The organism is Vibrio sp. 10N.222.54.A3 (genome assembly GCF_041474095.1).
Classification (GTDB): domain Bacteria; phylum Pseudomonadota; class Gammaproteobacteria; order Enterobacterales; family Vibrionaceae; genus Vibrio; species Vibrio crassostreae_C.
In genome coordinates this window covers 22903-36467 of record NZ_JBFRTN010000013.1, presented here as the reverse complement: position 1 = coordinate 36467, position 13565 = coordinate 22903, and the positions used below count along the sequence as shown (strand labels likewise).

The 13565-nt window shown below is 44.4% G+C and carries 10 protein-coding genes; 6 read left to right on the top strand and 4 right to left on the bottom strand.

The window, feature by feature from the left end:
- Positions 1 to 109 precede the first annotated feature (109 nt).
- From AB4507_RS03425 to AB4507_RS03415, 3 genes are all read left to right on the top strand, one after another.
- Complete coding sequence (locus AB4507_RS03425; protein WP_102320451.1) at positions 110 to 709, top strand: CoA pyrophosphatase; 600 nt, start codon at positions 110 to 112, stop codon at positions 707 to 709.
- Positions 710 to 1018: 309 nt separating this feature from the next.
- Positions 1019 to 2272 carry an aromatic amino acid transport family protein gene (locus AB4507_RS03420; protein ID WP_048609200.1) on the top strand — a complete coding sequence of 418 codons (1254 nt, stop codon included), beginning with the start codon at positions 1019 to 1021 and terminating at the stop codon, positions 2270 to 2272.
- Between the two features lie 120 nt (positions 2273 to 2392).
- Positions 2393 to 3754, top strand: coding sequence for an L-serine ammonia-lyase (locus tag AB4507_RS03415; RefSeq protein WP_017060420.1), 1362 nt, complete (start codon positions 2393 to 2395; stop codon positions 3752 to 3754).
- 133 nt (positions 3755 to 3887) lie between these two features.
- On the opposite strand, the gene AB4507_RS03410 is transcribed toward AB4507_RS03415, so the two are convergent.
- Positions 3888 to 5030 carry an amino acid permease gene (locus AB4507_RS03410; protein ID WP_372182232.1) on the bottom strand — a complete coding sequence of 381 codons (1143 nt, stop codon included), beginning with the start codon at positions 5028 to 5030 and terminating at the stop codon, positions 3888 to 3890.
- Positions 5031 to 5810: 780 nt separating this feature from the next.
- Here AB4507_RS03410 and AB4507_RS03405 point away from each other — a divergent pair.
- Entirely contained in the window at positions 5811 to 7433 is a 1623-nt protein-coding gene (locus AB4507_RS03405; protein ID WP_372055809.1) for a methyl-accepting chemotaxis protein, read from the top strand.
- A 110-nt stretch (positions 7434 to 7543) separates the two neighbouring features.
- Here the strand turns inward: AB4507_RS03405 and AB4507_RS03400 are convergent, their stop codons facing one another.
- Positions 7544 to 9034 (bottom strand): SulP family inorganic anion transporter, encoded by a 1491-nt coding sequence (locus AB4507_RS03400; protein ID WP_372083116.1) that lies wholly within the window; start codon positions 9032 to 9034, stop codon positions 7544 to 7546.
- A 557-nt stretch (positions 9035 to 9591) separates the two neighbouring features.
- Between AB4507_RS03400 and asnS the strand changes: the two genes are divergently transcribed.
- A complete protein-coding gene (gene asnS, locus AB4507_RS03395) occupies positions 9592 to 10992 on the top strand; it encodes an asparagine--tRNA ligase (protein ID WP_017060416.1) in 1401 nt (466 codons plus the stop codon).
- Positions 10993 to 11125: 133 nt separating this feature from the next.
- Here asnS and AB4507_RS03390 read toward each other — a convergent pair whose 3' ends face one another.
- On the bottom strand, positions 11126 to 11332 hold the full coding sequence (locus AB4507_RS03390) for a hypothetical protein (RefSeq protein WP_372182231.1): 207 nt from the start codon (positions 11330 to 11332) through the stop codon (positions 11126 to 11128).
- A 127-nt stretch (positions 11333 to 11459) separates the two neighbouring features.
- Positions 11460 to 12863: a PLP-dependent aminotransferase family protein gene (locus AB4507_RS03385; RefSeq protein ID WP_372182230.1), complete on the bottom strand. Its 1404-nt coding sequence runs from the start codon at positions 12861 to 12863 to the stop codon at positions 11460 to 11462.
- Positions 12864 to 13081: 218 nt separating this feature from the next.
- On the opposite strand from AB4507_RS03385, the gene AB4507_RS03380 reads away from it, so the two are divergent.
- Positions 13082 to 13381, top strand: a complete 300-nt coding sequence (locus tag AB4507_RS03380; protein ID WP_017060414.1) for a hypothetical protein — start codon at positions 13082 to 13084, stop codon at positions 13379 to 13381.
- Positions 13382 to 13565: the final 184 nt, after the last annotated feature.

Genomic DNA, 13565 nt, shown 5'->3' with positions numbered 1-13565 from the left:
CAATTGATAACTAAAAGAGGGAAAGTGAATGAAGAAAAACTCGATATTGGTAATCAACCCACGGTTATGTCTATACTTAAAATCATAATAATCAATATATTGGCTTGATATGAATAAAGAAAACTTCCTTCAGCAATTCCAACTTAACCCTACCGTTGGCTATCATCCTGAGTCAGTAGAGCGTGTTTCGCACATCAGTGGCGAGCAATTACGTAAAGCGGCAGTGGTGGTAGGTTTAGTTGAAAGAGAAGATGGTTTACATGTCATTTTTACTAAAAGAGCGGCTCATTTAAAGCATCACCCCGGCCAAGTCAGCTTTCCTGGTGGTAAACACGAACTTTCTGACCCTTCTATGCAATTCACTGCACTCAGAGAGCTCCATGAGGAGGTGGGAATTCGATCGGATCAAGTTAAAATTATTGGGCAATTACCAGCATTGAGTACTATTAGTAAATTTTCTGTGACGCCGATTATTGCCATGGTCGATCCTGACTATGAAGCCATCATTGATGAGAACGAAGTTGCCTCAATTTTTGAGGTACCCGCTACCTATGTTTTAGACCAAGCCAAGTTACACAGCCACACTGTTAACTTTAAACAAATCAAGCATCGGGTTTTTGCGATGCCTTTCCAAGAGCACCTAATTTGGGGCGTTACGGCGCAAATTATCCAATCGCTGCAGCAACACGTACTGCAACGAATCACATAGCAACTACGTTTTGTTTAATCTCTGTTAACAAAATCCAGACTTTCTATGGAACAGATTTATTAATGCAATTTTACGCAAACGTTTCCCTGGTATAAATCTATACAACCCCGCCTTTCGCATAAATAAAACTAATACCAGACATAAACATAAATCACATGTAGCACGCTATTTTCGTGATCAAAAATTCGTTTTTCGCATATCATGTGACACGCCGTTTCATTACATGATTTAGATCTATTTTTTGCAGAAGAAAATTCTGCAGAATTAGCCCCGACTTATTTCCTGTTCCCAAAAAATGAGTAATTTAACATGAACACAACAACTTCTTCGGCAAATGCCGTTAAAGATTCAAGCAAGTTTAACTATAAAGATTTTACCTGGTGTTTATCACTATTCGGTACAGCAGTTGGTGCTGGCGTACTATTCCTTCCAATCAAAGCTGGTGCGGGTGGTTTTTGGCCATTAGTTATCCTAGCTCTAATTGCGGCACCAATGACTTGGTTCGCACACAAATCTCTAGCTCGTTTCGTACTGTCTGCTAAAAACCCTGAAGCTGATATTACAGACACAGTTGAAGAGCACTTCGGTAAGACTGGCGCAAACATTATTACTTTTGCTTACTTCTTCGCTATCTACCCGATCGTTCTTATCTACGGTGTTGGTATCACAAACACAGTTGATTCTTTCCTAGTAAACCAAATGGGTATGGAATCTATTCCTCGTCCTCTTCTTTCTGGTGCACTTATCCTTGCTATGACAGCAGGTGTTGTATTCGGTAAAGAGCTGATGCTTAAAGCAACTTCAGCAATGGTTTACCCACTAGTATTCATCCTACTAGCGCTATCTTTTTACCTAGTTCCTGATTGGAACACTTCAATGATGGACGTAAGCCCAGAATGGTCAACAATGCCTTCTATTATCTGGCTTGCTATTCCAATCATCGTGTTCTCTTTCAACCACAGCCCAATCATTTCACAGTTCTCTAAAGAGCAACGTCGTGTATACGGTGATGACGCAGTTAAGAAAACTGACGCGATCACTGGTGGCGCAGCAATGATGCTGATGGGTTTTGTAATGTTCTTCGTATTCTCTGTAGTTCTTTCTCTATCTCCAGAGCAACTAGCAACAGCACAAGCACAGAACATCTCTGTTCTTTCTTACCTAGCAAACGTACATGAGTCTCCACTTATCTCTTACATGGGTCCTCTAGTAGCGTTCGCAGCGATTACTTCTAGCTACTTCGGTCACTTCCTAGGTGCTCACGAAGGTCTTGTTGGTCTAATCAAGTCTCGCTCTGGTTCTTCAATCTCTAAGATTGAAAAAGCATCTCTAGCGTTCATCGTTGTTACAACTTGGATTGTTGCGGTAGTTAACCCAAGTATCCTAGGTATGATTGAAACAATGGGTGCTCCAATGATTGCAGCTATCCTGTTCCTAATGCCTGTGTTCGCGATGCAGAAAGTACCAGCTATGGCTAAGTACAAAACTTCAGCACCTGTGCAAATCTTTACGGCTTTATGTGGTCTAGCGGCTATTAGTTCTGTAATCTACGGCGCTCTTTAATCTCAAGCCCTTTTTATAAGATAGCATCCATCTTATATCGCGAGATTAGACAAAAAATATAATGATAATAAATGAGCCTCCCTACTCCCCTTGGGAGGCTCTCTTTTTGAGGTAATCGCTATGATTAGTGTATTTGATATCTATAAAATCGGTGTTGGTCCATCGAGCTCACACACAGTTGGACCAATGAAAGCGGGTAAAGAATTTATTGATGACCTACGTTCAATGGGAAAATTGCGCGACATCACTAAAATCACCGTGGACGTATATGGATCACTATCACTGACAGGGAAAGGTCACCACACAGATATCGCAATCATCATGGGTCTTGCTGGCAATACTCCTGAGCGTGTTGATATCGATTCTATTGCTGGCTTCATTGCTCGCGTAGAAGAAACTGAGCGCCTTCCTGTTGGCATGCACTGTCATACAGTATCGTTCCCACGCGATGGCGGTATGAACTTCCACACTAGCAACCTTTCTCTACACGAGAACGGCATGAGCATTCATGCATGGGTTGGTGACGAAGTTGCATACTCAAAAACGTACTACTCAATTGGTGGCGGTTTCATCGTTGACGAAGAGAACTTCGGCAAAGAAGAAGAAAACCCAATCAAAGCACCTTACGAATTCACAACAGCTGAAGAGCTGGTTAATCAGTGCAAAGAAAGCGGTCTTTCTATCAGTACACTGGTTATGAAAAACCAAGCAGCGTTCCACTCAGACGAAGAGTCTCGCACTTACTTCGCTAACATCTGGAAAACTATGCGTGAGTGTATGGATCGCGGTATGAATACTGAAGGTATCCTGCCTGGTCCACTACGTGTTCCTCGCCGTGCAGCAGCACTTCGCCAACAGCTAATGACTTCAGAAAAAACAACCAATGATCCAATGTCGGTTGTTGACTGGGTAAACATGTTTGCTTTCGCAGTAAACGAAGAAAATGCAGCTGGCGGCCGTGTAGTTACGGCACCAACAAACGGCGCATGTGGCATCATCCCTGCTGTATTGGCTTACTACGATAAGTTCATCCAAACAGTGACAGAGAAAGATTACATCCGTTACTTCGCAGCTTCTGGCGCGATCGGTGGTCTTTACAAGCGTAACGCTTCAATCTCTGGTGCTGAAGTTGGCTGTCAGGGTGAAGTTGGTGTGGCATGCTCTATGGCTGCTGCTGGTCTTGCTGAGCTTATGGGTGGTAGCCCTGAGCAAGTATGTATGGCTGCAGAAATCGGCATGGAGCACAACCTAGGTCTAACATGTGACCCAGTTGCTGGCCAAGTACAAGTACCATGTATCGAGCGTAACGGTATTGCTGCAGTTAAAGCAATCAACTCGACTCGTATGGCACTTCGTCGTTCTTCTGCTCCTACTGTTTCTCTAGATAAAGTTATCGAAACAATGCTAGAAACAGGTAAAGACATGAACGCTAAATACCGTGAGACTTCTCAAGGTGGTTTGGCTGTTAAGGTTGTTTGTTGATAGCCTTTGAATCAATCTGTTTTTAATCAGCAGATAATAAAAAGGAACGCCGATGCGTTCCTTTTTTGTATCTGAATTCCGGCCACTTATATCTAAGATGCTCGATTCGCATCTTAGATAATGGACCAAAGAACTAGATCACTTGTGAGATAAGCAGGAAGCAACCAAACAGCAGTGAGAACAACATCATTGCGCTGCCACCTTCTGCTCGGTATCGGTCATCAGCAACTTTCATGAAACGCTGTTTGTGGACCATAACCAGAGGAACAAACACCGCTAGGAACACCAAGATGATACCTGCGTAATTCAGTACTTGTAGGAACTTGTCTGCCGCAAGCAATGAACCAGCCAACGGCAAGATAAAGCTAATGCAGTACGTTACCGCTGTATTTTGGTTGAACATGTCTTTGTTCTGGTTGAACAACGCCATCGCCACACCAAAGAAAGAGGTCAACAACGCCAAGCCCGTGAAGGTAGACAGAACGTGACCCACCCAAGGAGACTGAGCCTCAAACGCCGCCATCAAATCTGATACGTTCTCAAAGCTTCTGAATTGCTCTTCACTCAAGTTGCCCACTACCGCAAACAACCAACACAAGTAACACACTAATGGGATCAGAGAACCGATGATCACCATGTTACGCAGCTGTTTGTCTGTCGCTTCGTGGTTGTAAGAAACCAAGGTTGGAATCACCACCATAAAGCCAAAGCTCGTAAACAGGATGGCACTGGTTTTGATTAGGTCAACGTGGTCATGGCTGGTTACCTGCATCAAGTTTTCTTGAGTCATGCTCGGCGCTAAGAAGGCCATGGTTGCAAACAAACTAGCAAGCATCACGAAGAACAATGCTCGATTGAGCTTATCAATCACACCAGTACCACTTGCGACTACTGCGCCAGCAAGCAAGGTAAACACGGTTTGGCTGGTAGTCGCGGTAATTTCGACGCCAAAGTTAGACAGTAACTTACTCAGCAAGTCACCTGCGCCCAGAATGTAAGCCATTAATAGGCAAATCAACAACGCGTATAGCAAGCCGTTGGTAAGCAACTGACCTTGTTTACCCAAGGTTTTTCGGGCAATAGAGTTTAATCCTAGACCGCCACCCGCTTTGATGGTCGCTTCTAGAAGTAGTAATGCTGCGTAAGTGGTACCGAAGCAGATCAGTACCATAAGCAGTGTGCCGTAAAGCAATCCGAATTGAGCTAATACCATTGGGATCGCAAGCATACCAGCACCGAGAGCGGTACCAGCGATAATTAGGGAGCTACCCATCATTTTAATATTCATTGTTTTTAACTTATTTGTTTAGTTTTTATAGATGTGAGTCTTCGTTCATCGAACGGATGACAAAGGAGTTCAGATAGAAATAAAGTTATAAAACGAATAACAATAGGAGCGATAAGCGGTAAAGAAGCGTGCAGAGACGTTGTCGAACAGGGCGTTCAAAGGGGAGCTTGTCTTAAAAGAGGTAAAACGAGAAGCGTGAGTAAGCATTAACTGATGTGGTGAACCTTCCGTAGGTTCAATAATCGGCGATGTAATCTTGAATTTCATGTATGTGTCCAATAAGTCACATTCCATAGTATTTAAAGCAGCGTATCCGTTGCTGCCCTACCTCTATCATAGAGGTCTTTTCATCTTATCGAATGAGCCTCGAAACACAACGCTATAACCACAATTTTTGCTATTAAATTGAACAAAACAGCCATTTGGATATAAATCAACCACTAAGTCGTCTAAAACAATAGTCTTTATTGATAAAAGACAAGCGGACAAATACATCGAGCTAATTAACAACCTAGGCTTTTCTAATTATCAGCACAATCAAAACTCGATGCTGCACTTCAATTTTCCCAAAACAACAGTCTGTTTTAAGAACAGCGAGGAGCTTGAAGCGCGTTCCATTTCAACACCAGATTCCGCACAAACTTGTTACATCACAGAAACATAACCACAACCGGAGTGTGGTCACACAATTCGTTATACCCCATAGGTGGTAGGAATTCTTACTAGTACAGTATTTGCGTCATTATAATTAATAAAAACAAACACCTTATGCGCTCAACAATCACCTTTAAAATCCTAGTGGCCCTCGCCATCGTGTTCACCTTTTTGCTGGCAATATCGACCTATTTCCAATATTCGCAACAAAAGCAACTTGTAAACTCAGTGTTAAGTGAGCAGCTTCACGACAAAGCAAGTAACTACTTCGATAGCCTCAATATGATGATGCTCACCGGCACCATGGCACAAAAAGAGACCCTTCGTCAGAAAGCACTGGCTCAAGAAGGCATTGAAGACGTTCGTGTTTTACGCGCCGACGCTGTCAGCAAGTTATATGGCCCAGGTAATGACAACCAAACACCGGTTGACGATATTGATAAACGAGCGCTAGCGGGCGAAACCGTTATCGAACCTTTTTCTGCTGATTGGGGCAAAGGCTTGGTTATTGCTCTGCCAATGAAGTCGAGTGAAGATTACCGAGGAACCAATTGTGTCGCCTGTCATATGGCACCAGAAGGTGAAGTCTTGGGTGCGATTCGTCTCGAATATAACCTTAACCATGTTAACTCGCTGATTAACACTCAAACCATGGCTGCTATTGGCATTATGGCAGTGATCTCGTTTGCCGGATTTGTCCTTACGATGGGATTAATTCGTAAGATTATCGTGCGCCCGCTGCAACAGACTTCTCGCTTTATGACCCAAGTCAGCAACGATAAAAACCTATCCACTCGCCTGCCAGAACAAAGCAAGGATGAGATTGGCACGCTGGCTAACTCCATCAACTCGTTCATGGGAACCGTATACGACAGCTTAGAAAAGGTACAAAACACCTCGCACAAACTGAATGCGTCTGCCAACCAACTGACTAGTGTCGCGCAAATTACCGAGCAAGCCGCCAGTGACCAGCAAAGCGAAACCGCCGAAGTGCAACATAATGTCGAAGGAATACAGGCACAGCAAGTCAATGTAGAACAAGCGACTTTAACGGCTTCAGAGCTTATTAATCACACCGCCGATGTGGCATGTAAGAGTGCCAACCAAGCACACGACGCAAGCAGTGAGATAAAAAACCTCGTTAGCAGCATAGAAGAAGTGAAACACAAAATACTGACACTCAATGAGCAAACCGGAGAGGTCTCTTCAATATTGAGTGTGATTCGTGGCATTGCTGACCAAACCAATCTTCTGGCCTTGAATGCAGCGATTGAAGCAGCTCGTGCGGGAGAACAAGGTCGTGGGTTTGCGGTAGTGGCAGATGAAGTTCGCCACCTTGCATCGCGAACCGCAGAAGCAACAGGCAGCATTGAGTCAATCATTCATCAATTCCAGCAAGGCAGTGAAGAGTCGCTAACTTCTGCCGATCGCGTTTGCGAACAAGCTCATCAAAGCTCAACCGATATCGACGCACTTTCAATTGAAATGAATGGTGTGGTCGAAGAGATGAAACAAGTCTTGGCTCACGCACAGAATATTCAGCAGCAAACACAATCCACCACACAAGCGACTCAAGATGTTCAACAAAAGGTTGAGACCATCACCTCTCACGCCAACAACACGTCGCAATCTGCGGCTGAAACTCGCAACATCAGCAATGACTTAGAAGAGCTGTCTGATCACCTTGAGTCACTGATTAATCAGTTTACTTTGTCGAGTACAAAGAAGAAGTCATAGATCGCCAACAAAAAAGCGCTCAACAATGAGCGCTTTATCTTCATAGCAACGTCTAATTCAGGCTTTCAGGCTTTCAGGCTTTCAGGCTTTAAAAGAACCGTAAACCAAGATTAGTGCGTAATGGAAACCGCGGTTAAGTCTTTATGCTTGTGATACATCGCGTGTTTGACTATCAGGTTCGCACTCACGCTATCCATTCCTGACACTTCAACGTTAGCCCCTTTTTTACGGAACTTGAACACAACCTTATCAAGCGCCTCGACCGAGGTATTATCTAAGAATGACGCATCCGATATATCGATGGTCACTAAAGAGGTCGCGTTGTCATAATCAAATAAGTCGACAAACGCATCTGACGAAGCAAAGAAGACATGGCCTTTTACTCGGTGAATGGTGTGCATTTCGTTTGTCACGACTTCATCGGATATAAACACCATGGATTTGCTGGCATGTGCATAAAACAGAGCCGACAGCACCACGCCAACCGCAACACCTATTGCTAAATTATGAGTAAACACCACCACCGCCACGGTTGCTAGCATGGTTACATTGGTTGGCAGTGTGTGATCTTTAAGCTCAACAATGGAACGCCATGAGAATGTGCCGATAGAAACCATGATCATCACAGACACTAAAGCGGCCATCGGTATCAGCTTCAACCAATCAGAAACAAACACCACCATTAGCAACAAAACCACCCCAGCGATCATGCTGGACAATCGGGTTAAGCCACCTGATTTGATGTTAATGATCGACTGACCGATCATTGCGCAGCCCGCCATTCCACCAAAAAGGGAAGCCACGATGTTCGCAACGCCCTGCCCTTTACACTCATTGTTTTTATTGCTTTCAGTATCAGTCAGGTCATCGACTATGGTCGCTGTCATCAAGGATTCCAACAAGCCAACCAGAGACAGAGCAATCGAATATGGCAGGATGGTTGCAAGCGTCTCAAACGTGAATGGAATATTAGGAATCAAGAACACAGGCAGTGAATCGGGAAGCTTGCCCATATCGCCAATCGTTCTCACATCTAAGCCGAAGAGCAAACTAATGATTGTCAGGGTAACAATCGCGACCAGTGGAGAAGGTATTGCGCGACCAAACTTGGGGAAATAAGGAAGCAGATAAATGATCGCCAAACCCAAAGCGACTAACACGTAAACGCTTGAAGGGACGTTGATTAATTCAGGAAGTTGGGCCATGAAAATTAGAATGGCGAGCGCGTTAACAAATCCAGTAATCACCGATTTGGAAACGAAATTCATCAGGTTACCAAGCTTGAGATAACCAGCTGCGATCTGAATGACGCCAGCTAGAAATGAAGCGGCGAGTAGATATTCTAGTCCGTGCTCTCTCACTAAAGTGACCATTAGTAGCGCCATAGCGCCTGTTGCACCGGAAATCATTCCCGGACGACTGCCAACCAAAGCAGTGACGACACAAATACAGAACGAGGCATAGAGCCCTACTTTAGGGTCAACGCCTGCAATAATTGAAAATGCGATGGCTTCAGGGATCAATGCGAGTGCAACCACAATCCCAGATAATGAATCTCCTTTAACGTTTGATAACCAGTGTTTTTTTAAATAATTAAGCATGTAATTCTCTTTTACTTGTACAGCCAGTCCTGCCTTGTTGAGACATAATTTGATCGACTGTTTTTCTTGAATGAGCGAGCGCTCGAAAAGTGCGGGTGTAGAGAGAATGCAGGGGTTAAGGCGGCGTAATTAACACGTAGATATTAAACTCCTCTTGTACTTTAGTGGGAAATTAAGAAGGTGATCAAGTCCAAAATGACTGAATCCGCGCCAATATAGAGTGAGTCTCAACACAATCACACTCCCATTATTGAAAACAAAGGTTTCGATTACGCCATGCTCGTTCAGCAGCTCACATAGGGTGAAAGGTAAGGCTGACGCTAAGATCGAACAAAAAACACACCCTCAAACCTATTTATCGTCAGTAGACACAATATTTCTTTCACCAAGCAAGAATAAAGGTTGAAGCTGTCGGTATGACAGGTAATATGTTCAATCGATTTAAAAAGTTTATACAACTTGATGTTTCGGCTAATTATTGTGCAAATGTATATTTATTTGCAGCAATGCCAGAGACTTTGAGTTGAATTTGTCCCTCAATGGAGAATGAAATCAACATGACTTACGCGCCTGTAACAGACGTACTTGGCGGCAAGCTAGCGGTAGACAGTGAAGTAACTGTTCGCGGCTGGATCCGTTCACGTCGTGATTCCAAAGCTGGAATCTCTTTCCTTGCCATTTATGACGGCTCTTGTTTCGACCCGATTCAGGCCGTGGTTCCTAATAATCTTAATAATTACGAAAACGAAGTATTAAAGCTAACAACTGGCTGCTCTGTTGAAGTAACGGGTAAGATTGTTGAGTCTCCTGCGAAAGGTCAAGACTTCGAACTAGCAGCAACTGACGTTAAAGTTGTAGGCTGGGTTGAAGACGCTGACACTTACCCAATGGCTAAGACGCGTCACTCTATCGAGTACCTTCGTGAAGTTGCTCACCTACGTCCACGTACAAACGTGATTGGCGCAGTAGCACGTGTACGTAACTGTCTATCTCAAGCGATTCACCGTTTCTACCACGAGCAAGGTTTCTTCTGGACTTCTGCTCCGCTTATTACTGCATCTGATGCAGAAGGCGCTGGTGAAATGTTCCGTGTTTCTACGCTAGACATGGAAAACCTACCACGCACTGAAAAAGGCGACGTAGACTTCAACGAAGATTTTTTCGGTAAAGAGACGTTCCTAACAGTATCTGGCCAACTTAATGCTGAAGCTTATGCTTGTGCACTAAGCAAGGTTTACACGTTCGGTCCTACGTTCCGTGCTGAAAACTCAAACACAAGCCGCCACCTAGCTGAGTTCTGGATGGTTGAGCCTGAAGTTGCGTTTGCAGACCTTAACGATGTAGCGAAACTGGCTGAAGACATGCTTAAGTACGTTTTCGCTGCTGTTCTTGAAGAGCGCCGCGACGACCTTGAATTCTTCGCTTCTCGCATCGACAAGCAAGCAATTACTCGTCTAGAGCAATTCGTTGACGCTGACTTCGCACAAGTTGACTACACTGACGCAATCCAAATCCTACTAGACTCTGGTAAGAAATTTGAGTTTGACGTTGAGTGGGGCATCGACATGTCTTCTGAGCATGAGCGTTACCTAGCTGAAGAGCACTTCAAAGCACCTGTTATCGTTAAGAACTACCCGAAAGACATCAAAGCTTTCTACATGCGCTTAAACGACGACGGCAAAACAGTTGCAGCAATGGACGTACTTGCACCAGGCATCGGTGAAATCATCGGTGGTGCACAACGTGAAGAGCGTCTAGACATTCTAGACGAGCGTATGATTGCTATGGGTATCGACCCTGAGCACATGAGCTGGTACCGCGACCTACGTAAATACGGTACAGTGCCACACGCTGGTTTCGGTCTTGGTTTCGAGCGTCTAGTATCTTACGTAACAGGTATGGGTAACGTTCGTGACGTGATTCCATTCCCACGTACACCACGCTCTGCAAACTTCTAATTCGAAACCTATTCGATATTAAAAGTTAAGAACAAACAAAAACCTCCGCACTTGCGGAGGTTTTTTTATGTTCGGAATAAAACGAGTCCAGATGCTTCTGCGTGCCACTATCTGAGACTCATTATTTCAAAAGCTAATCCACATCTTGGTCGATAGCGTATTTTATTGCAAGACCGCAGATTGCCATCATAACGAATGGGATCGCGGCAGTGGTGTATTCCGCCCACGCCATATCAGCGAATGCTTTTGCCAGCAGTACGTGGCCGAGAATAAGCAGAAGCGCACACACAATAGCGACAATAGTCAGCTTAACTTCATTTCCCATAGTCATTTTCAACATAACGGTATCTCCAATATTTGGTCTACCGTTATTGAATCACAACTCTTTGGTCAATTAGGCGTACAGTTACCCCACAAACAACCCGTACAGTTGGAATGATTGTCTTTTTTATGAGGGACTTAAGGTTTTACGAGTGCGTAAGTTGATGTGCCAGTTTGCCAAGCCAGATGAGCGCCTGTTCTTTCTCTTCTGTCAGTTCATAAGAGAAGTTCAATCGTATCGCGTTATCCACTCTGCCATGCTCACTAAACAGATCGCCAGATGCAACGCTAATGCCTTGCTCGATAGCCAGTTGATGAAACTGTTGGCTGTCGAATTTTTCAGAAAAGCGAATCCATATCAAGTAGCCACCAGCCGGCTCTTCAATCTCTATTGAATGCGGAAAGCACTGCTTAATGACATCGATAAATCGCTCTTTCCTGACGACAAGGTTTTTACGCAGTTTACGAAGGTGATTGTCGTAGCTTTCATGCGTTAAGAAATGAGCGACACCAAGTTGAACAGGAGCGCTACTCGATAACGTAGAAAGAAGCTGTAACTTTTGAATCGCGTCGTTAAAACGCGTGTTCACAACCCACCCTACTCGATAACCAGGACACAAACTTTTTGAATACGACCCACAAAGCAAGACGGAATCGGTCCTATCGAAGGCCTTTAGTGGCTTCGGCTTATGCCCTTCGTAATAAAGATCGCCATACACGTCATCTTCAATAATGTAGGTTCCATGCTGTTCTGCAATCTCTACCACACGGCGCTTTGCCTGTTCCGACAAACTGGTTCCCGTTGGGTTTTGAAAAGTCGTCATCAGCCAACACGCTTTAACATCTTGGTTTTGTAGCGCGTTTTCAAACTGCTCTATATTCAACCCATTGATTGGGCAAACGTCCACTTCGATCGGGTTAAGCCCGAGCCTCTCGACAGCCTGCAGAGCACCATAGAATGCGGGAGACTCAATCACGACGTTATCACCCGACTTGGTGACCGTTTGCAGGCTCAAGTTGAGCGCCTCCATAGCACCCGACGTAATCACGATGTCTTGATGATTAACCGTGATCCCTTGCTGCAGATAACGCTGTGCGATTTGCCTTCTCAAGGACTCACTGCCCGGTGGTAAATTATTTATCACACTCGCGCCAGTCATCTTCCTACCCGCGCTGGCAAGGTTTCGAGTCAAGGTAGGTAACGGGAAAAGGTCGGGATCTGGGAATGCAGAGCCGAAAGGAATCACACCTTCGGCTGAACTCGACTTCAAGAAATCAAATAAGCGGTCATTAATGGCTTTCTTTTCACTAACGAGTGGCTGTGCGTAGTCAACGCCGTCCAGCCTTGGCGCTACAAAGTAGCCCGACTGAGGTTTAGCGATGATCCACCCTTCGCTTTCTAGCAACTGGTAGGCTTGTAAGACAGTACTATTGCTGACGTTGTAATTTCGACAACTCATGCGTACCGAAGGGATCTTCTCTCCGGATCGCCACGTATTGTTGGCTATCTGAGTTCGAATATCCTTTGCAAGCTCTTCATAACGCGCCATCTAATTGTACTACCTAGAGAAATTCTGTGAGCCGGTGATTTTATCACTTACGCCAACAACTATTGCTGCTATCCATATGATCGCACCTAATTTCCACAATAGTGTGAATTAATTCACAGATAACTTTGTAAGCTTTGCTAAGTTTGTACCCAAGGTAGGAGCTAAGTTGGCTTTCTACCTCAATAATTTGATGTAACCCAAAAACATGCGAGATAACAATGAAAAAAATAGAAGCAGACCAATTAAGTTATAAAGGAGAGTCAAACGGTGTTCACAGTTGGACAACACCGAGCGGTCAGCCATATTACTGGCACCCAGATTGGCTCCATATTGCTGAAGATGCGACAGGCTCACATCCAAAGCAAAAGATCGATGTCGAACAAGACCAAGCACCAACGGAAAAACACGCGGTGTCTGCTATTCTGAAACACATCAACCAATGGGCTGCAGACAAACTAGCGTCTCACCCTGAGATTGAAACCGGCTCAATCGAAGCTGAAATCAATCTCAAAAAGTAACGGGGTAAAGTAGATAGCAAACTCAATCACTCGCGATTCTAACCAGTACACAGACTGAATAGCCTCGAACCTAGACCGAGGCTATTCAAGTATCTTCATAAAAATGCTGCAATAACCCCCACCTAGCTAACAAATCTCTAACACAAACCAGTTTCTTGTATCAATCCACGAAAGCTATCGATAG

Coding starts and splice junctions, on each gene's coding strand:
- AB4507_RS03425 (WP_102320451.1), top strand. CDS start 110: ATGAATAAAGAAAACTTCCTTCAGCAATTCCAACTTAACCCTACCGTT.
- AB4507_RS03420 (WP_048609200.1), top strand. CDS start 1,019: ATGAACACAACAACTTCTTCGGCAAATGCCGTTAAAGATTCAAGCAAG.
- AB4507_RS03415 (WP_017060420.1), top strand. CDS start 2,393: ATGATTAGTGTATTTGATATCTATAAAATCGGTGTTGGTCCATCGAGC.
- AB4507_RS03410 (WP_372182232.1), bottom strand. CDS start 5,030: ATGATGGGTAGCTCCCTAATTATCGCTGGTACCGCTCTCGGTGCTGGT.
- AB4507_RS03405 (WP_372055809.1), top strand. CDS start 5,811: ATGCGCTCAACAATCACCTTTAAAATCCTAGTGGCCCTCGCCATCGTG.
- AB4507_RS03400 (WP_372083116.1), bottom strand. CDS start 9,034: ATGCTTAATTATTTAAAAAAACACTGGTTATCAAACGTTAAAGGAGAT.
- asnS (WP_017060416.1), top strand. CDS start 9,592: ATGACTTACGCGCCTGTAACAGACGTACTTGGCGGCAAGCTAGCGGTA.
- AB4507_RS03390 (WP_372182231.1), bottom strand. CDS start 11,332: ATGTTGAAAATGACTATGGGAAATGAAGTTAAGCTGACTATTGTCGCT.
- AB4507_RS03385 (WP_372182230.1), bottom strand. CDS start 12,863: ATGGCGCGTTATGAAGAGCTTGCAAAGGATATTCGAACTCAGATAGCC.
- AB4507_RS03380 (WP_017060414.1), top strand. CDS start 13,082: ATGAAAAAAATAGAAGCAGACCAATTAAGTTATAAAGGAGAGTCAAAC.